This window comes from Solidesulfovibrio sp. C21 (assembly GCF_047785625.1).
Taxonomy (GTDB): Bacteria; Desulfobacterota; Desulfovibrionia; order Desulfovibrionales; family Desulfovibrionaceae; genus Solidesulfovibrio.
The window spans coordinates 1-16,833 of the sequence record NZ_JBLODY010000082.1; the positions used below are offsets into that span (position 1 = coordinate 1).

A 16,833-nucleotide genomic window follows, 5' to 3' on the forward strand; every position below is an offset into this window, starting at 1 on the left:
AGAGGGGAACCCTTTTTTCAAAAAGGGTTCCCCTCTCGCATTCTCTTCCTCATCCTAACACTTTCATTTCGTCGAAAATCTCCAAGCGCAGGCGCAGGCGGGGAGTGTGATATCCGGCGGGCAGCTGACGCAGGTGGTGGCGATGGCGGGATCGATGCCGGCGGCGAAGGCCGTATATTCCACCGAACCGCCGGAGATGCACGGATAGGGCGGCAGCCCCTGGCGTTCGCGCGAGGACTGCACCCGGCAGCGCACCATGCGCAGGACGAAGGAATCCGGCGTCTCGTCCACGATCTCCCACTGGTTGATGCGCGACACCAACCGCGCGCCAAAGGCGGCCTTGAGCGCGGGGAGTCCGCCCCGCTCGGGCAGTCCCAGAGCGGCCTTGGCCCGCAAGGCCTCGTAATAGCCCAGGCGCGACCAGCAGGTGTCGTTGACCCGCTTGGCGTCGTGCATGCCCCGCGCGTCCTCGACCTTGCGAAACCAGACCCCATCCGCCGCCAGCCAGGAAACGGCCAGGGCGTCGAGCAGCTTGCCGAGCTTTTCCTCGCCCAGAGCCGCCAAGACGCCGTTGACATCCCCGGAAAGTCCCAACGCCCGTTCGATGCGGCGCGTCAGCAGCGGAATATAGGCGTCCCCGACCTGGGATTCCAAGGCCACGGCCTGTTCCGGGCCCAACTGATGCGCGGTCTCGGCCAGCCATAACCCGTAATGCACGGCGATCTGCCGCGCCGCTTCGACCACACGATACGCCAAGCCCTCGGCCGTATCTCCAGTCACAGGGAGTGATAAGCTTTCATCTTTCATAGTAAAATCAAAAAAATTGCGCCAAAGCGTTACAGAGTTGCGCCGAGAATGAGCAGGGCCACATAAGCGGCCGTGATGGTAAAGACAAATTGCCGCATGGCACGGACAAAACGCTTCCGTTTGGCCAGCATGAATTCGATCATGCCAAGCCGCTCGTCAGGGCGTTCGCACATATGCGGCAGCTTATCGATATAATGGTCCATGTAAGATGGCTCGGACAACAGCAGCAGATAAATCCGTGGGCGGAAATAGAAACGATAAAAGAGCCAAAAAAACATAAAGTACATAACAAAAAGCACCATGGTGTAGCGCAGGCTCAACATCGACACCTTCCTTTCGGGTTGTGGCGCGCCCATGGCCCGCCGCCGGTTTTTTCCCACACTTCGCTCCCGAACTCAAGATGCCCAACCCCTTGCCCCGCTCCGTGCCCCGGTGTAGCGTGCCCCGACCTATCCATCCACTCCACGGAGGCCCCGATCATGACCTCAGGCGACCGCCTGTCCCTGCTCGTTTCAGGACTCGGCCCCATCGGCAAAATCCCCTACGCCTCGGGAACCTGGGGCTCGGCCGCGGCCGCCATCGCCGCACCAGCCCTCTTCCTGCCGCTGCCCGGCTTCTGGCGCATCATCGTCCTCATTGCCCTGTTTTTTATCGGCAGCATCACCGCCACACGAACCGAAATCCTGCTCCACAAAAAAGACCCCAGCCATGTGGTCATCGACGAACTCGTCGGCCAGTGGATCACCTACCTGCCCTTCGCCAGCCTGCCCCCACTGGATCTGGCCGCCGGATTCCTCCTCTTCCGCGCCTTCGATATCCTCAAGCCGCGCCCCGTGCGCGCCTCCGAAAACTGGCTGCCCGCCGGCTACGGCGTCATGATCGACGACGTGCTGGCCGGCATCTACGCCTGCATCTGCCTCGCCATCTTTCACTGGCTCCGGTCATAGCGCCGGGGCTACGGCCCAGCCACTGCCTTTGCGGCGGGGGCGCTGCCCCCGTACCCCCGGCAGGGCGCTGCCCTGCACCTGCCGGGAGGCCACGGGCCCCCCGTCCGGTGTGCTTTGGCCGGGCGGAGGCGGGATTGGCTGGCGGGAATGCGGAGAGTGGAGAAGATGGCGGCGGCATTTGTCGGGACGCTGCCGCCGCTTCGCGGCAGGCTCGTCCCAAACAAATTCCGCCGCCACCACGCCAGTCGCCCCTTCGGGGCGACATTCAGAAAAAATATCTTCTTCTTAAATGCGGCGCTTCGCCGCTGGCGCGGTTGTCGCCGCAATCGCGTCCGGCGTCGAGGCGCAACGCGCCTCGTGCCGCCGGGCCGATTGCGGCGACAAGCATTCGTCGTTCCGCCACCCGACTCCACCTCCACCCACCATCCCAACCCGGTAAAAGGGGGTCCGGGGGACATCAAGTCCCCCGGCGGTGGGGTCCAGGGGAGGCAGAGCCTCCCCTGGCGACCGCAGCCGTACCACAACAAAAAAAGGCTGTCGGGAAAACCCGGCAGCCTTTTGCGCCTTGTGGGCGTGAAAGCAACAGAAACTAGTAGGTGGCGCGGAATTCGTCGCGGCGGTTCTGGGCGTATGCGGCCTCAGTGGTTGCCGGATCCAAGGGGCGTTCCTTACCGTAGCTGACGGTGGACAGGCGATCGGCGGGAATGCCCAGTTTGGCCAGGTACTGAGCGGAGGCCTGGGCACGGCGTTCGCCGAGGGCCAGGTTGTACTCAGCCGTGCCGCGCTGGTCACAGTTCCCTTCCACGATAACCTTGATCTGCGGGTACTGCCGCATGATCTCGGCCTTGCGGGTCAGGATCTGCCGGGATTCAGCCGTCAGGTTGGAGCTGTTAAAGGCGAAGTGGATCATCTGGGCCAGTTCGTTAGCGGCCTGTCCCATCTTCTCACGCAGGGCACGCTCTTGTTCCAGACGAGCCTTTTCCTGGTCTTCCCAGCTCGTTCCGGAACCATCACCGGGGCCGCCGGCTTTTTTGGCACAGCCAAATCCCATAAGGGAAAGCATCAACACCAGTACCGCCAGAGTCAAAATCCTCGAACGCGTCATTTTTCTTCCTCCTCACATAGCCCGCCCGGGCTTTACAAAGCCAGGAGCTTTACCCCTGGCCGTGTTCTCGATGGGGCTGGCGAAGCACCAACCGGAACGCGCCTCCAATTACGCCTCCTGCAATAAAATGCAACAGGGAAATTATGGGCTTTCTGCATGGTTGAGTGCTTTTGCTAACCCCGGGACTCCATTTAACCCACTCTTTTCCACATTGGCCAGAACCATTACAGGATCGTCATGGAATAAAAAAAATCCGTGACACTACTGCGGCAGCGGCCCCCAGCAAGGCATTTGGGCTACGCCGTCCCCGGTGGGAATCTTGATCGGCGGCGTGCCGTGCCGGGTCGTGACATAGAGCTTTTTCTGGCCGCTTCGGGTCGAGGAAAATACGATAAAGTAGCCGTCCGGCGAAAAGCTGGGGTTCTCATCCGAACCACCGCCCGAGGTCACCTGGGTTTCCTGGCCGGTGGTCATGTCATGGACGAAGATCTTCTGACCGCCGCCAAGTTGTTTGGTGAAGGCGATGAGCTTGCCGTCGGGGCTTATGGACGGGTTGGTGTTGTAGCCCGAGGTGGTGATGCGCCTGGGGGAGCCGCCGCCGACATCCTGAAGGTAGATGTTGGGGTTGCCGGCCTGGTCGTTGACAAAGGCCATGAGCCGGCCCGAGGTATCGAAGCTTGGGGAGACGTTGATGCCCGGGCCGCCGGCCAGCACCCGTCCGGGCTGATGGTTGGCGTTTAAGAGGTAAATGTCCGCCTTGCCGTGCACGCGCATGCTGACGGCGATCTGGCCGCTCGGCAGAAAGCGCGGGCTCACCACATTGGTGCTTGGCAGGGTGTAGACCTGGGGCTTGCCGCCGCCGGACCAGACGCCCAGGTAATGGGAGCGCGAGCCGATAAGGGTGAAGGCGATGCGCCGGCCGTCGAAGGACCAGGACGGGCTTTCGGCCATACCGAGCTCATTGTAGTGGGTGACGCGGGTCAGCCCCCGGCCGGTGGGGCGCACGGTCCAGATGTCGGTGCCCTTGCCGGAGCTGGGCTTCACGAAGGCGATCTGGGAATTGAAGAAGCCGCCCTGACCGGTGAGCGCGGCCATGAGTTCCATGCAGAACCGGTCGGCGATATCGGGCAATTGGGCGTCGGTGACGCTGTCATAGCCTTTGCCGACGATCACTTTCTGGGAATAGACCTCGAAAGCGCGCAGCTCCACATTGCCGAGGTTGCCGCCGGGTGACCATTGGGAGGTGACGAGCACGTCGATCTTGGCCATGCCGAAGGGCTTGAAATCGATCTGTTCCGCCTTGGCCCCGCCGATCTGGCCGGGGATGTTGGAAGGCGGCACCAGCTGCAAAAATGGCAGAAATTGCAGGTCCTTGTTGATAAGGTCCTGCAGTTTGTCGGCCGGTGTGAGCTGTCCGCCTTCGGCAAAAGGCCTGGCCTGGACCAGGTTCATCTTGGCCTGTCCCGGCCCCTGGATATCCACGGCCAGGGAAGTCTGGGCCGGGGCCCGTCCGGACAGGATGCCCAAAAGCATGAAAAGTGCCCCGAAAACACTGATGATTCGCTTATGCACGCGCGTGGTCATTGTCCAAGTCCCTGAAGCTCGCTGCTTGCCGGTTTGTCGTTAAGCCCCGGCGACGTCGCCGGGGAGCCTGCCCTTGCGGCCGGCACGGGTATTCCCGCGTTTCGGCCTATACCGTGTTCCCGGGTCCCAGGCAAATGCCGGTCGGGAAAAAAACAATCGCCGACCGATTTCCTACCGCCCAAGCTCCTGGGAGCTGAACCGCAGTTGCAGGACGTTCAGTCCCGGCGGCGGCGGCGGCAGCGTGTCCGTTTCGGATGCGGCCTTGACGGTCGAAGCGTCGAAACTGGTCTGGCCGGAGGACTGCACCAACCGATATTCGAGGATACGCCCGTTCTTGTCGATGTGCACTTCCACAACGGCAATAAGCGGCTGCCGGGCGCCGCTTTGCGGGAAGCGCCAGTTCTTTTTGACCTCGCGGTTGACGATCTGGGCGTAGACCCCCATGGTGACGCCGCTACCGCCGCCGCCGCCCCCGCTGCCACCGCCACCACCGCCGCCGCCGGCCATGCGACGGGCGTCCGCCAGGGCCTTGGCCAGGGGATCACCGCCAGCCGAGCCCTTGCCGGAGCCCTTGCCGCCGCCCTGTCCGGCCTTGGCCTTGGCCTCTTTGAGCGCCTTGGCCAGGACGTCCTTGGCGGAGGTCGCATCCTTGGCCGCCGCGGCCGCCTTGGCCGCTTCCGCCGATTTCTTGGCGTCAGCGGCTTTTTTCGCGTCCTCGGCTTTTTTGGCGTCAGCGGCCTTCTTGGCCTCTTCAGCCTTCTTGGCGTCCTCGGCCTTCTTTTTCGCTTCGTCCGCCTTTTTCCTGGCTTCTTCGGCCTTTTTGGCTTCCTCTACCTTCTTCTTGGCCTCTTCGGCTTTCCTGGCCTCGTCGGCTTTCTTTTTTTCTTCGGCCTTCTTGGCATCCTCGGCCTTTTTGAGCAACTCGGCCTTTTTGATTTCCTCGATCTTTTTGGCCTCGGCGGCCTTCTTTTGGACTTCCTCGGCCTTCTTCGTCGCTTCCTCGAGCTTTTTAAAATCCGTCTTGGGCTCGATTTTGGGCTCGGGCTTCGGTTCGGTCTTGGGCTCGATTTTGGGCTCGGGCTTCGGTTCGGTCTTGGGCTCGGATTTGGGCTCCGGTTCCGGCGCCTGGGGCACGGCGGCCACTGGTTCGGGCGTGGTGGGCTTGGCCGGTTCGGCCGGAGCCTTGGCCGGCTCGGGCAGCTGCGCCTCGGCGGCTTCGCCGGGTCCCCCCTCGGGTTCGGGCGGACCGGGCTGGGGCCGGTCTCCCGGTCCCTTGGGTCCCGGAGGCAGACCGGCCTCACCGGGGGGCAGGCCGGGCGCGCCAAGAGAGACGAGGTCGACTTCGTACACGGGAACGTTGAGCTGGAATTTGACCGGCTCGATATTGATGAAGACGAGGCTTGCCAGCACCACCGTCAGGTGCAGGAAGATGGAAAATATCCAGCCAAGAACGCGCATGGGGGCACTCGCTGTGACACGCCGGGCGACGCGTCCGGATCCTATTTCTTTTTGGCGGCTGAGGAGGGCGCGGCCGTTTTTTCTTCTTCGGCCACGACGCCGAGCTTATCCACGCCGGCCTCTTTGACCACACCCATGACGGCAACCACCGTGCCATAGGGCACGGACTTGTCGGCCCGCAGGAAAAGCTGCTTTTTCTGGGCGGTCACCAGCTGTTGCACCTGTCCCCCCAGGTCGCCGAGCTCCACCTGGTATTTGTCCAGGTACAGGGCGCCGTCGGCCTTGATGGTCAACACCACGCTGTCGCTTTCCTTGGGCAGGACGGAAACCGCGCGGGTCTGGGGCAGATCGACCTGCAACCCCTGGGTCATCATGGGCGCGGTGACCATGAAAATGATAAGGAGCACCAACATGACGTCCACAAAGGGCGTCACGTTGACGTCGGCCATGAAGCGGCCCTTGCCGCCGACCTGCATGCCCATGGCTTAGAACCTCTCCGGGGCCGGCCGGCGACGGGCCGCCGCCGGGGCGTCGGCCTGGGCCTCGCGCGGGGTCCAGGTCACTTCGCGCTGGATGCGGTTCAAAAACGCGCCAGCGAAGTTGACCAGCTCGCCCTCGATGGCCTGGATGTAGCCCAGGAAGAAGTTGTAGGAGATGACGGCCGGGATGGCCACGGCCAGGCCGATGGCGGTGGCGATCAGCGCCTCGGAGATACCCGGGGCCACGGCGGCCAGGGCGGCGGACTGCATGAGGCCTATGGAATGAAACGAGTTCATGATGCCCCAGACCGTGCCGAAAAGGCCGATAAAGGGCGTGGCGTTGGCGCTTGTGGCCAGAAAGGGCAGGGAACTCGAGAGTTTGGCCAGTTCCTGGGACACGCCCTGGCGCAACACCCGGCGGATGTTGTCCATGGCGACGTGGCCTTTTTCCACCGGATCGAGATCGGCCTGTTCCATGCGCACGAGTTCCTCGAAGGCCAGCCGTCCGACGTGAAACGCCGGGGACTGGCGGGACTGGCCAAGCGACTGCATGGCCGTGCGCAGGGTTTCGGCTTCCTGGAACCGGACGAAATCCCTGGCGGTTTCACGTTTGGCCGAGGTCAGCGTGAAGATCTTGACGAAGATGATGCTCCAACAACCAAGGGACATGAAACCAAGGACACACAAGACGAACATGACCGTCGGCGTGGCATTGGCCATCATGGCCCAAAAGCCGCCATGCGGCGTAAGCGCATCCATTGCGACCCACCTGTGGGAAATGTAAGAGGTTAGGAAAGTGCGCGCTCGGCCAGGGCCGGCAGGGCGATCTCCGCCGCGGCGAAGATCGAGACGTCGGCGAGCCCCGTTATGGCGCTTTCCGTCAGATTGATTTCCACGACCGTTCCGCCCTTGGCCTTGACCTCCCTGGGCAGGAGATTGGCCGGGGCGACCTCCCCCGATGTTCCGGCCACGATAATCATGTCAGCGGCCAAGGCCAATTGACCGCTTTTATCAAGGGCGTCAAGTGGTATGGCCTCACCAAAGAACACGATATCCGGCCGCACCACTCCGCCGCAGGCTCCGCAGCGCCAGGGGATGTCCGCCCGGGTCAGCGATAGCGCCGTCTGCGGGGCGTAGGCTCGGCCGCAACCCATGCAAAAATAACGCTCCATGCCGCCGTGAAATTCGACCACGTTTTTCGAGCCGGCGGCCTGGTGCAGCCCGTCAATATTTTGGGTCACGATGCCGGAGAGCCGCCCGGCCGCCTCCAGCCGGGCCAGGGCGTCGTGGGCCGGATTGGGCTTTGCCGGGCCGATGACCGAGATGGCGTCGAGAAGAAACTCCCATACCTGGCGCGGCGCGCGGTCAAGGGCCGTCACCGTGGCCACGGCCATGGGGTCGTAGCGGTCCCACAGGCCGCCGGGACTGCGGAAATCGGGAATGCCGCTGGCCACCGAAATGCCGGCTCCGGTCAGGGCAATGGCGGTCCTCGACCGGGCCAGAAGCCCGGCCGCCTTTTCAAGCGCGGCATCATCCACGGCATACTCCCTGCATATCCCTTGGCAGGTGTATTTTCTCGCAGGAACGCGTTATGCTGTCAAACGGCATTATGTTTCATTTGCCAAAGGAGGCTCTCGCCCATGCAGCCTTGCATCAGGACGTTTCTTTTCTGCCTGGCGCTTACCCTGCCCGCCGCCGCACCGGCCCTTGCCGCCGAGCCGCTCGTGCAGCTCCAGTCCGGCCCCGCGCCCGGGCAGCCGGTCAATCCCAACGCGCCGGGCAAGCCCATATTCAGAAACACGGTCCCCAGAATGACCGCGCCCACCGCACCCGTGCCCAAGCCCCCGAGAGCCACGCCCACCACGCCCGTGCCCAAGGCCCCGGGGTACAAGCCGCGCCCCAAGTCCGTGCCGCGTTCCCAAGGCGTGGTCCAGCCCGGTGTGCCGGTGGTCGCCCCTCCGGGGTCGGTGATCGTCCCCCCGGGCGCTGTCGTGCGGCAACCCGGACGGTCCGAACGGGCCAGGGTCGCCGACGTGGCCCGCTGCAACCAGATGCAGGCCGACTGCGCCCAGCGCTGCAACCACGCCACCTTCGGGCAATCGCGCAACATGTGCTACAACCAGTGCAACGCCCGCTTCGTCACCTGCACCAACAGGGCCAACGTCCGCCGTTAGGCGCGAGGGAGGAACCGGGGGGAAACCTTTCTGAAGAAAGGTTCTCCCCCCGGGCCCCCCTTCCAAAGACTTTCAATAAAATTTAGCTGTTACGGCCAAAATATCCCCGTTAAAACTTTAGGAAAGGGAGAGCGCGAGAGGGGAGAACCCTTTTTAAAGGGTTTCCCCTCTCGCATTTTCCTGCCTTATCTTCCCCCGTTCCTCCCCCGGCAGCGCCGGCCGGGAGGCGGCGAAATCCGGGTCCCGGGCATCGAGAACGGCAAAGAGCGCCCGCAGTTCCCCGTCGGCGCGCAGCATATGCACATTGGCCCGAAAGTGCTGGATCAGGTCCTCGCCCATGGCCCGCAGGCCCGCGCGTCTGTCGCGCCGGTACAGCCGCACGTCCTCGGCCGTCCCGTCGACGGGGCCATAGGCCATGGCATAGCGATCCGGCGCGGCCTCGTAGAGCGCCACGGCGTCGAAGCGCTCCGGCAGCGCCACCGGCCGGGCCATGAGCACCCGCCGCCGCCGCACCGCGCCGCGACGCACCGAAAACGTCAGCCGCCGGTAGCCTTCCCGCAGCAGCCAGACATCGTAATAGAGAAGGAGCCGGTCGTAGAGCTTCTGGCGCATGGCATAGCCGGTCGCCAGGGCGATGACGGCCAGGGCGGCCGGAATGGTGATCCACAAGGGCATGGCCGCGATCCGGGCAAGGATGTGCCCGGTCCAGCCGGCCAGCGCGGCCGCCGCGTCAAGGAGCCTGCCCAGGGCCGTTTCCAGCAGCCCCAGGCAGAAATCGACCGCCTTGCCCAGATACCCCAGCAAGGCGACTTTGAGATGCTGCAGCAGGGCGTCATCCATACGCTTGCTCACCACACGCCGTGTTAAAAAATCCCGCACGTCCGGCCGGTTGCCGGCCGCGCCATGCCAGGGCTACACCCGCCCCATCGCAGTGGCAACAATCCCCTTGCCCGGGCAAGCCGGCAAGGCTACAGGGGGGCATGCCCACAAACATTCGCGCCGTATCCTGGAACCTCGGCCTGCTCACTTTCGGGGGCCTGATCTTCAGCCTTGGCGTCAACGAATTCGCCGTCGGCAAAGGACTCATGTCCGGCGGCATCTCGGGCCTGGCCCTGCTCATCTACTACCTGACCGGAGTCTTGGGTCCGGGTCCGCTCTACTTCCTGCTCAACGTGCCGCTGATGCTGCTCGGCTGGCGCAGCCTGTCGCGCCGCTTCTTCCTGTACACCTGTTTCGGCATGGGCATAGTCAGCCTCTTCATGCAGGTCCTGCCCGAACGCATCCTCATCGCCGACCCGCTGTTGGCCGCCATCTTCGGCGGCGCGGTCCTCGGCGCGGGCTCGGGCATCATGCTGCGCTCGCTGGGCTCCGCCGGCGGCACGGACATCCTGGCCATCTGGCTCAACCAGAAATACAACCTGCGCATCGGCCAGTTCAATTTCTTTTTCAATCTGGCCGTGTTCGCCGCCGGCTTCGCCTTCTACGAACCGACACTGGTCCTGTACTCCATCATCCTGTCCTATACCTACTCCCAGGTCATGGACTACTTCCTGTCGCTTTTCAACCAGCGTAAGATGGTCTTCATCATCTCCGACCAGGCCGACGCCATCGCCAGGGAAATCATCCACAAGCTGCGGCGCGGGGCCACCTTCCTCCACGGCTGGGGCGCCTATACCGGCAAATCCAAGCGGGTGATCCTTACGATCACCAACAACGTGCAGATGAAGCGCCTGGAGGAACTCGTCTTCAAGCACGACCCCAACGCCTTCTTCGTGGTGGAAAATACCTTCAACGTGCTCGGGGAAGGCTTCGCTAGGCGCAAGATCTACTGATCGCCCGAAGCGCAGGCCCGGGCCAGAGCGACAAGGCGCGCGGCTGCCGCATCTCCGCGCCCCCGGGGCACGGCCGCCGCCAGCAAGACCTCCGGCAACCCCAGCTCAAGGGCCCGGAACACCACCCCGCGCCGCCGCCACACCCGTACCGAGACCGGCAGCAGCGCCACGCCCACTCCGGCCGCGACCAGCGACAGCATGGTGAACTTGGACGCCGCTTCCTGAACCACCCTCGGCCTGCTCCCGGCCACCGCGAGCGCCGCCTCGATGGCCGCCACAAGCTCCGAGGCCTGCCGCCGCTGCGGCAAAATCATGGCAGCCCCGCCAAGATCGGCCAGCGCGAGCCGCTTCCTGCCCGCCAGGACATGGCCGGCCGGCACCGCCAGCAGATACGGCTCCCGGGAAATGACGGTCACCTCCACTCCCGGCGGCTCCGGTCCGCCAAGGCGCAGAAAACCCACATCCAGACGCCCGGCGGCCAAAGCCTCGCCCTGCTCCCGGCTGCCCATTTCCCTAAGCACCAGTTCCACATCCGGGGCATTTTGCCGAAATATGGCCAGCGTCGCGGATAAAAACGCGTCCATGGCCGGATTGACGAACCCGACCCGAAGCCGCCCGGAAAGCCCCGCCGCCACCCGCCGGGGCACCGCCGCCGCCTCCCCGGCCAGCGCCAGAAGCGCCCGCGCCTCGCGCCAGAACGCCTCCCCGGCCGGCGTCACGGCCACCATGCGGCTGGTGCGCACGAAAAGCGCCGCCCCAAGCTCCTCCTCGAGCGCCCGAATCCGCTGACTGAGCGGCGGCTGCGCCATGCCCAGTCGCGCCGCCGCCCGGCCGAAATGCAGCTCCTCGGCCACGGCCACGAAGCACTGACAATCCCGCAATTCCATGAATCGATATATTCCACATATCAATCAGAATGTGAAATTATATTTCACATATCAATCCAGCCCGCCTACCCTGTCGGAAACAACCCCAGGGAGGCGACCATGATCCGATCACCCGTAACCGGCATCCGGGCCGCCCTGGCCCTTTTGCTCACCCTCACAACCACAACCCTTTGCGGAGGTGCGACCATGGAAAACGAACGCTACGCACGCGGCTGGAAGGCGCTTGTCGCCCTGGCCCCCCAAAAAGCCCAGGCCGTCCAGGATGGCCTGGCCGACATCGCCCCGGACATGGCCCGGTTCGTCGTGGAATTCGGCTACGGCGACGTCTTCACCCGGCCCGGCCTGGACCCGGCCTCACGCCAGACCGCCACCATCGCCGCCCTGGCCGCCCTCGGCAACGCCGCGCCGCAATTGCGCTTCCACATCGAAGCCGGTCTGGCCACCGGACTTACGCCGCAAGCCATCGTGGACATCATCTACGTGACCACCGTCTTCGCCGGCTTCCCCGCCGGGCTCAACGCCCTGGCCGCCGCCCGCGAGGTCTTCACCGCCCAGGGCGTCGCCCCCACGCCCCCGCCCGCGCCGCAAAACCCCGACCGGCGCGCACGCGGCCTCGCCGCCCTGGCCGTCACCAGCCAGTCCGCCGGACAACGCGTCGTCGATTCCCTGGCCGACATCGCCCCGGATATGGCCGGCTTCATCCTCGACTTCTCCTACGGCGACGTCATCTCCCGCGCCGTCCTCACCCCGGCCCAAAAGGAAATCGCCATGATCGCCGCCGCTACCGCCCGGGGCACCATGGCCCCGCAACTCAAAGTCCATATCAAGGCCGCCCGCAGCGTCGGCGTCAGCCGTGAACAAATCACCGAGGTCCTCATCCAGATGGCCGTCTACGCCGGCTTCCCCGCCGCCCTCAACGGCCTGGCCGTGGCCAGGGAGGCGTTCGCGGACGAGGAGGGATAGAAGGCCAGGGGAGGCTCTGCCTCCCCTGGACCCCACCGCCGGGGGACTTGATGTCCCCCGGACCCCCTTTTACCGGGTCGGGATGGTGGGTGGAGGTGGAGTCGGGTGGCGGAACGACGAAGGCTTGTCGCCGCAATCGGCCCGGCGACACGAGGCGCGTTGCACCTCGACGCCGGACACGATTGCGGCGACAACCGCGCCAGCGGCGAAGCGCCGCATTTTCAGAACAAACAGTTTTTCTGAAATGTCGCCCCATCGGGGCGACCGGCGTGGTGGGGGCGGAATTTGCTTGGGACGAGCCTGCCGCGAAGCGGCGGCAGCGTCACGACAAATTCCGCCCCCATCTTCACCCAACCGACTCCCCGGCAGCCAACGCCCTTCCCGCCAGACCAGAGCCGGGAAGGGGGGACCGGGGGGCCCGTGGCCTCCCGGCAGGTGCAGGGCAGCGCCCTGCCGGGGGTACGGGGGCAGAGCCCCCGCCTCTCCCGCCTCCGCGTCGCCGCTACCGGCGGCGGCGCAGCCAATCCACCAAGCCGAAGCAGGCGGTGAGCATCATGTCGGCGCCGGGGCTGGGGAAGGTGACGTCGAAGCCCCTAAGCAGCGCGCGTTTGGGGCCGATGACGCAGGTATGGGGGAAGATGCCGGCGGTTTCGGGGAAGGCCAGGGTGAGGCTGCCGTGACCGCCTTTGTCGAAGACTTCGGCGTTGGTAAGGTCGCCGCGTCGGAAGCGTTCGAGGTCGTTCCAGACGTCATCGGCGGGCAGCATGCCGGTGTGGTGTTCGTAGATGCCGTAGATACGCTGGCGGTGGACCAGGGCGGCGACGGTATGGCTGTTGCCGACGTTGACGAGCATGACGCCGGTCTCGACGGATCGGGCTTTGATGGCCGGGTCGGTGAGCATGCCGAGCACGGCGGCGGCGGCGGTATCGGCCACGGGGCCGCCGCCGATGGCGGTCTGGAGAGTGGCCAGCCGGGTAAGTTCCGGGGGCGGCGTTTCGTAGACCAGGGCTTCGGGGTGTCCGTCGGCCTCGCGCAGAAAGCGTTCCCAGAGTTTGAAACGGCCTTCGCGGCTGCTTTTGCCGGGGTGCAGGCCGTGGTCCTGGGCGCAGGCCATGACGCATTCCGGTTCGGGCAGTCCGGCGGCGGCCAGGAAGCAGGACCAAAAACCGGGGTCGTAATCGGACAGCGGCAGGGGCACGTAGCCGTCGGGGCGATGTTCGGTAACGGTAACGCCCATGGTGTCTTCGAGGCGTCTGGGGTCGTCGGTCAGGGCCCAGACGGCGTCGGGGTGGGCGGCAAGGGGCAGGTCGGCCTTTCTATGGGCTCGAAACGCCTTGAAAAAACCTCCCCCCATATTGTGGCCGCACAGGTAAACGGGCTTGGCGGCGGCGGTCAGCGCGGCAAGTCTTGCCGCAACGCGGCGGGCGGGCGAGGGCAGCACGAATTTGGGGCAGTTTTCCGGCTCCAGATCGGGCAGGTGGTAGTAGACGTCCTGGGTACCGGAGCCGATATCCAGGCACAGCGTACGTTCGGCCATCGACGCCTCCTTGGCGGGGAAAGTGCCCGTACGTACGCCCAAACCGGCCGCGCTTCAAGGCAGGCGCGAGACGGATGGGGACGCGCCAGACGACTCCGGTTACGAAAATGGTACAATTGGTGACCGGAGTGAGAAAAAATTGCACTCGGGTCGAGGCGGGGGAATTGTCGAGGGAGGGCCAGCCGTAAGGCCGGCGGCTGGCAGTCGCGGCCGGCTTACGACCAGGGGGCGGCGTTTCCTAATGAAACAGCAGGGCCTTGTAGATGAAGCGCTCGTAGACGGAGCAGACACGCTTGGCGCGGACGCTGGCCAGACCGAAATCCACAAGCCGGCAGTACATATGCACGGGATTGAGCCGATGTTGCAGGTAGTTTCGAAAGCGCTTCATGATGGCACCTCGGATGGGGGGGAGCCCCCTGACGCTTTTTCATAAGCAAGAAGCGTTCCTTTTTGATTTCTCCTCCCTTCTCCGGGGAGGCCTTCGCCTCTCTTATCGGACGATTGCGACAAGGGCTTAGCCGCGCCACAAAAAAACCGCGCCGGTTTCCCGACGCGGTTTCGCCCGTGACGGACAAGCTGATTCAGGACTTGCTGATGGCTTCGGCCGGGCAGGCGTCGATGGCTTCGTCCACGCACTCGGCGTCGGAATCGGCGTCTTTCACGGTGGCTTTGTCGCCATCGGTGTTCATCTCGAAAGCGTCGGGGCAGGTTTCCACGCAGGCTTCACAACCCATGCAAGCGTCGTCGTCGATAACAATGGCCATGACCGGTCCTCCTTAAAAGGTTTGGCTCGTAGCCGCCATGCCCGGTTTTCCGGAAAAACCCCTGGGCGGCGTCAAGCCGACTTGTAAACCCTATGTTGCCAGGATGTCGTCACTAAACCCTCTGCCGCTCCAGGGAGAAGCGCTCACCCTGGAAGATGCCTGAACACTCCGCGGTTGTTGGAGAAAAAGGGCCACGTACACGGGACCTTGTCCCCCCAACGCCCAGGCAAGGCACATTGCCCGGGAAGCTCGTCTATGACGGGGCGTCAGCGAAAAGTCAAGAACGGCCCAGACGGCCCGCCCTTTCGAAAGCTTTGGTCAAGGCATTGTGTTTGCTTGCATATTATGCCAAACAGAAAATTCCTGGATTGTGGCGGACCCGTCAGGCACCTTGAGGGAGGACGCGTGGACGGTGATTTGCCTTTACGCATGATTTCAAAAACTTTATAAATTTGCGACAACGGCGGCCAATTGCTCCCCCACCAAAGCAACCGGCGACCGAGGGTCATGCTTCCCGAACCTTCCGACCTCCTGGAATCCCTTCCATCCCATACCGCCGTTCTCGATGCGGCGGGGGTCGTCGTCGCGGCCAATGCCTCCTGCCTGTCCCAGTTGCGCGAGATCGTTCCGGGCGAACCCGTGGGACGCGCCTTCGCCGAGTATTGCAACGCCCTGTTCCAGCCTGCGGCCGCGACGGCCGTACGCGAAGGACTGGCCTCGGTGCTTGCGGGAAAAACGCCCCGCTACGCCATGGACCTGCCCTGCGGCAAGGCGCGATCCACGAGCTGGCGCTCCCTGGTGGTGACCCCGCTGGCCGGGGCGATGCCCGGGGCGCTGATCATTCTCACGGACATTTCGCGGCAAAAACAGCTTGAAGAGCACATCCTCCACGACGCCTTCCACGACACCCTGACCGGGCTTTTCAACCGGGCCCTGTTCCTCAACCGCCTGGAGCAGGCCATAAAGCGCCTCAAGCGCAATCCCGAGGCCCTGTACGCGGTCGTGTACCTCGACATCGACCGCTTCAAGCTGGTCAACAAGACTTTCGGCCACGTCACCGGCGACCGGCTGCTCATGATCATCGCCAACCGGCTGCAAAAACTGCTGCGCGACGTGGACACCCTGGCCCGCTTCGGCGGCGACGAATTCGCCATCCTGGTGGAGGATCTGGCCGGCTTAGCCGACGCCAGCGCCATGGCCGACAATGTGCTGCGGCATCTGGCCGCGCCGTTTCGCCTCAAAAAACAGGAAATTTTCGTCACCTGCAGCATCGGGGTGGTGCTTGGCTCCGGGGCCTACGAACACCCCGACCAGGTGCTTCGCGACGCGGACAATGCCATGTACAGCTCCAAGGAGCACGGCGGCGACCACTACACCGTGTTCGACGCCGGCATGCGGGTGCTCACCCAGCGCCGCATGGAGATGGAGCTGGCGCTGCGCCATGCCCTGGAATCGGGCGAGATGACGGTCCACTACCAGCCCATCGTGTCGCTTTCCACGGGCGAGATCACCGGCGTCGAGGCCCTGGCCCGCTGGTTCCATCCCACCAAGGGGACCATCCCGCCAAGCGAATTCATTCCCATCGCCGAGGAAACCGGACTCATCAACGAATTGGGGGCCCTGGTCCTGCGCCAGGCCTGCCGGCGCATGGTGGACCTAGGCAGGAAGAACCCGGAGGGCGCAAACCTGACGCTTTCCGTCAACATTTCGGGCCGCCAGTTCAAGCGACCGGATTTCGTGGAGGAAGTGGCCGCCATCCTGACCGAGACCGGCATCGATCCGTCGCTGGTCAAGCTCGAACTGACCGAATCCGTGCTCATGGACAACGCCGACGAGGCCGTGGCCACCATCAAGCGGCTCAAGGCCCTGTCCGTCAAGGTGGTCATCGACGACTTCGGCACGGGCTATTCCTCGCTGTCCTATATCCAGCGATTCCCCTTTGACAGCCTCAAGGTCGACCGCTCGTTCGTGGGCAACATGAACGAGGCGGAACAAAACATGGAGATCGTGCGCACGATCATCGCCATGGCGCACAAGCTGGGGCTGGAAGTGGTGGCCGAAGGAGTGGAGCTGGCCGAGCATCGCACGGCCCTGTCGGATCTGCGTTGCGAAAGCGCCCAGGGATTCTACTTTTCCAGGCCCGTGCCCGGCGAAAACCTCGACGCCCTGGTGGGCAAGAAGTGGAACATCACTCCGCCCGCCGACGGTACGGTCTAGCCGGGCGGAAACGGAAATGGAAGGCGATGCGAGAGGGGAACCCTTTTTGAAAAAAGGGTTCCCCTCTCGCGCTCTCCCC

Annotated in this window: 18 protein-coding genes; 5 read left to right on the forward strand and 13 right to left on the reverse strand. The window is 64.2% G+C overall.

The window, feature by feature from the left end; translation table 11 throughout:
* Positions 1 to 63: 63 nt before the first annotated feature.
* Both ACMZ6R_RS17525 and ACMZ6R_RS17530 read right to left on the reverse strand, forming a co-directional pair.
* Entirely contained in the window at positions 64 to 807 is a 744-nt protein-coding gene (locus ACMZ6R_RS17525; RefSeq protein ID WP_416113858.1) for a DUF6125 family protein, read from the reverse strand.
* A gap of 29 nt (positions 808 to 836) precedes the next feature.
* Entirely contained in the window at positions 837 to 1,187 is a 351-nt protein-coding gene (locus ACMZ6R_RS17530) for a hypothetical protein (protein WP_416113860.1), read from the reverse strand.
* A gap of 99 nt (positions 1,188 to 1,286) precedes the next feature.
* Here ACMZ6R_RS17530 and ACMZ6R_RS17535 point away from each other — a divergent pair, with 99 nt between their 5' ends.
* Complete coding sequence (locus ACMZ6R_RS17535; RefSeq protein WP_416113862.1) at positions 1,287 to 1,754, forward strand: phosphatidylglycerophosphatase A; 468 nt, start codon at positions 1,287 to 1,289, stop codon at positions 1,752 to 1,754.
* A 589-nt stretch (positions 1,755 to 2,343) separates the two neighbouring features.
* Here the strand turns inward: ACMZ6R_RS17535 and pal are convergent.
* From pal to ACMZ6R_RS17565, 6 genes are all read right to left on the reverse strand, one after another.
* On the reverse strand, positions 2,344 to 2,859 hold the full coding sequence (pal, locus tag ACMZ6R_RS17540) for a peptidoglycan-associated lipoprotein Pal (RefSeq protein WP_416113864.1): 516 nt from the start codon (positions 2,857 to 2,859) through the stop codon (positions 2,344 to 2,346).
* Between the two features lie 261 nt (positions 2,860 to 3,120).
* Complete coding sequence (locus ACMZ6R_RS17545) at positions 3,121 to 4,443, reverse strand: translocation protein TolB (protein WP_416113866.1); 1,323 nt, start codon at positions 4,441 to 4,443, stop codon at positions 3,121 to 3,123.
* 171 nt (positions 4,444 to 4,614) lie between these two features.
* On the reverse strand, positions 4,615 to 5,901 hold the full coding sequence (gene tolA, locus ACMZ6R_RS17550) for a cell envelope integrity protein TolA (RefSeq protein WP_416113868.1): 1,287 nt from the start codon (positions 5,899 to 5,901) through the stop codon (positions 4,615 to 4,617).
* 41 nt (positions 5,902 to 5,942) lie between these two features.
* The gene (gene tolR, locus ACMZ6R_RS17555; protein ID WP_416113870.1) at positions 5,943 to 6,383 is read right to left on the reverse strand and encodes a protein TolR; all 441 of its coding nucleotides are present in this window, start codon (positions 6,381 to 6,383) and stop codon (positions 5,943 to 5,945) included.
* 3 nt (positions 6,384 to 6,386) lie between these two features.
* The gene (locus ACMZ6R_RS17560; RefSeq protein WP_416113872.1) at positions 6,387 to 7,139 is read right to left on the reverse strand and encodes a MotA/TolQ/ExbB proton channel family protein; all 753 of its coding nucleotides are present in this window, start codon (positions 7,137 to 7,139) and stop codon (positions 6,387 to 6,389) included.
* A 29-nt stretch (positions 7,140 to 7,168) separates the two neighbouring features.
* Complete coding sequence (locus ACMZ6R_RS17565) at positions 7,169 to 7,918, reverse strand: NAD-dependent protein deacylase (RefSeq protein ID WP_416113874.1); 750 nt, start codon at positions 7,916 to 7,918, stop codon at positions 7,169 to 7,171.
* Positions 7,919 to 8,020: 102 nt separating this feature from the next.
* Here ACMZ6R_RS17565 and ACMZ6R_RS17570 point away from each other — a divergent pair, with 102 nt between their 5' ends.
* Entirely contained in the window at positions 8,021 to 8,554 is a 534-nt protein-coding gene (locus ACMZ6R_RS17570) for a hypothetical protein (RefSeq protein ID WP_416113876.1), read from the forward strand.
* A 153-nt stretch (positions 8,555 to 8,707) separates the two neighbouring features.
* Here the strand turns inward: ACMZ6R_RS17570 and ACMZ6R_RS17575 are convergent, their stop codons facing one another.
* Positions 8,708 to 9,394 (reverse strand): hypothetical protein, encoded by a 687-nt coding sequence (locus ACMZ6R_RS17575; RefSeq protein ID WP_416113878.1) that lies wholly within the window; start codon positions 9,392 to 9,394, stop codon positions 8,708 to 8,710.
* Positions 9,395 to 9,534: 140 nt separating this feature from the next.
* Here ACMZ6R_RS17575 and ACMZ6R_RS17580 point away from each other — a divergent pair, with 140 nt between their 5' ends.
* The gene (locus ACMZ6R_RS17580; RefSeq protein WP_416113880.1) at positions 9,535 to 10,386 is read left to right on the forward strand and encodes a YitT family protein; all 852 of its coding nucleotides are present in this window, start codon (positions 9,535 to 9,537) and stop codon (positions 10,384 to 10,386) included.
* Here ACMZ6R_RS17580 and ACMZ6R_RS17585 read toward each other — a convergent pair.
* A complete protein-coding gene (locus ACMZ6R_RS17585) occupies positions 10,380 to 11,273 on the reverse strand; it encodes a LysR substrate-binding domain-containing protein (RefSeq protein ID WP_416113882.1) in 894 nt (297 codons plus the stop codon). The two genes, ACMZ6R_RS17580 and ACMZ6R_RS17585, sit on opposite strands and share 7 nt — an antisense overlap.
* Before the next feature lie 99 nt (positions 11,274 to 11,372).
* Between ACMZ6R_RS17585 and ACMZ6R_RS17590 the strand changes: the two genes are divergently transcribed.
* Positions 11,373 to 12,236 carry a carboxymuconolactone decarboxylase family protein gene (locus ACMZ6R_RS17590; RefSeq protein WP_416113884.1) on the forward strand — a complete coding sequence of 288 codons (864 nt, stop codon included), beginning with the start codon at positions 11,373 to 11,375 and terminating at the stop codon, positions 12,234 to 12,236.
* A 502-nt stretch (positions 12,237 to 12,738) separates the two neighbouring features.
* Here ACMZ6R_RS17590 and ACMZ6R_RS17595 read toward each other — a convergent pair.
* From ACMZ6R_RS17595 to ACMZ6R_RS17605, 3 genes are all read right to left on the reverse strand, one after another.
* Positions 12,739 to 13,773, reverse strand: coding sequence for a DUF1786 family protein (locus ACMZ6R_RS17595; RefSeq protein WP_416113886.1), 1,035 nt, complete (start codon positions 13,771 to 13,773; stop codon positions 12,739 to 12,741).
* Positions 13,774 to 14,011: 238 nt separating this feature from the next.
* The gene (locus ACMZ6R_RS17600; RefSeq protein ID WP_416113888.1) at positions 14,012 to 14,161 is read right to left on the reverse strand and encodes a hypothetical protein; all 150 of its coding nucleotides are present in this window, start codon (positions 14,159 to 14,161) and stop codon (positions 14,012 to 14,014) included.
* 193 nt (positions 14,162 to 14,354) lie between these two features.
* Positions 14,355 to 14,537, reverse strand: coding sequence for a ferredoxin (locus ACMZ6R_RS17605; RefSeq protein ID WP_416113890.1), 183 nt, complete (start codon positions 14,535 to 14,537; stop codon positions 14,355 to 14,357).
* A gap of 507 nt (positions 14,538 to 15,044) precedes the next feature.
* Between ACMZ6R_RS17605 and ACMZ6R_RS17610 the strand changes: the two genes are divergently transcribed.
* On the forward strand, positions 15,045 to 16,754 hold the full coding sequence (locus tag ACMZ6R_RS17610; protein WP_416113892.1) for a putative bifunctional diguanylate cyclase/phosphodiesterase: 1,710 nt from the start codon (positions 15,045 to 15,047) through the stop codon (positions 16,752 to 16,754).
* Positions 16,755 to 16,833 lie beyond the last annotated feature (79 nt).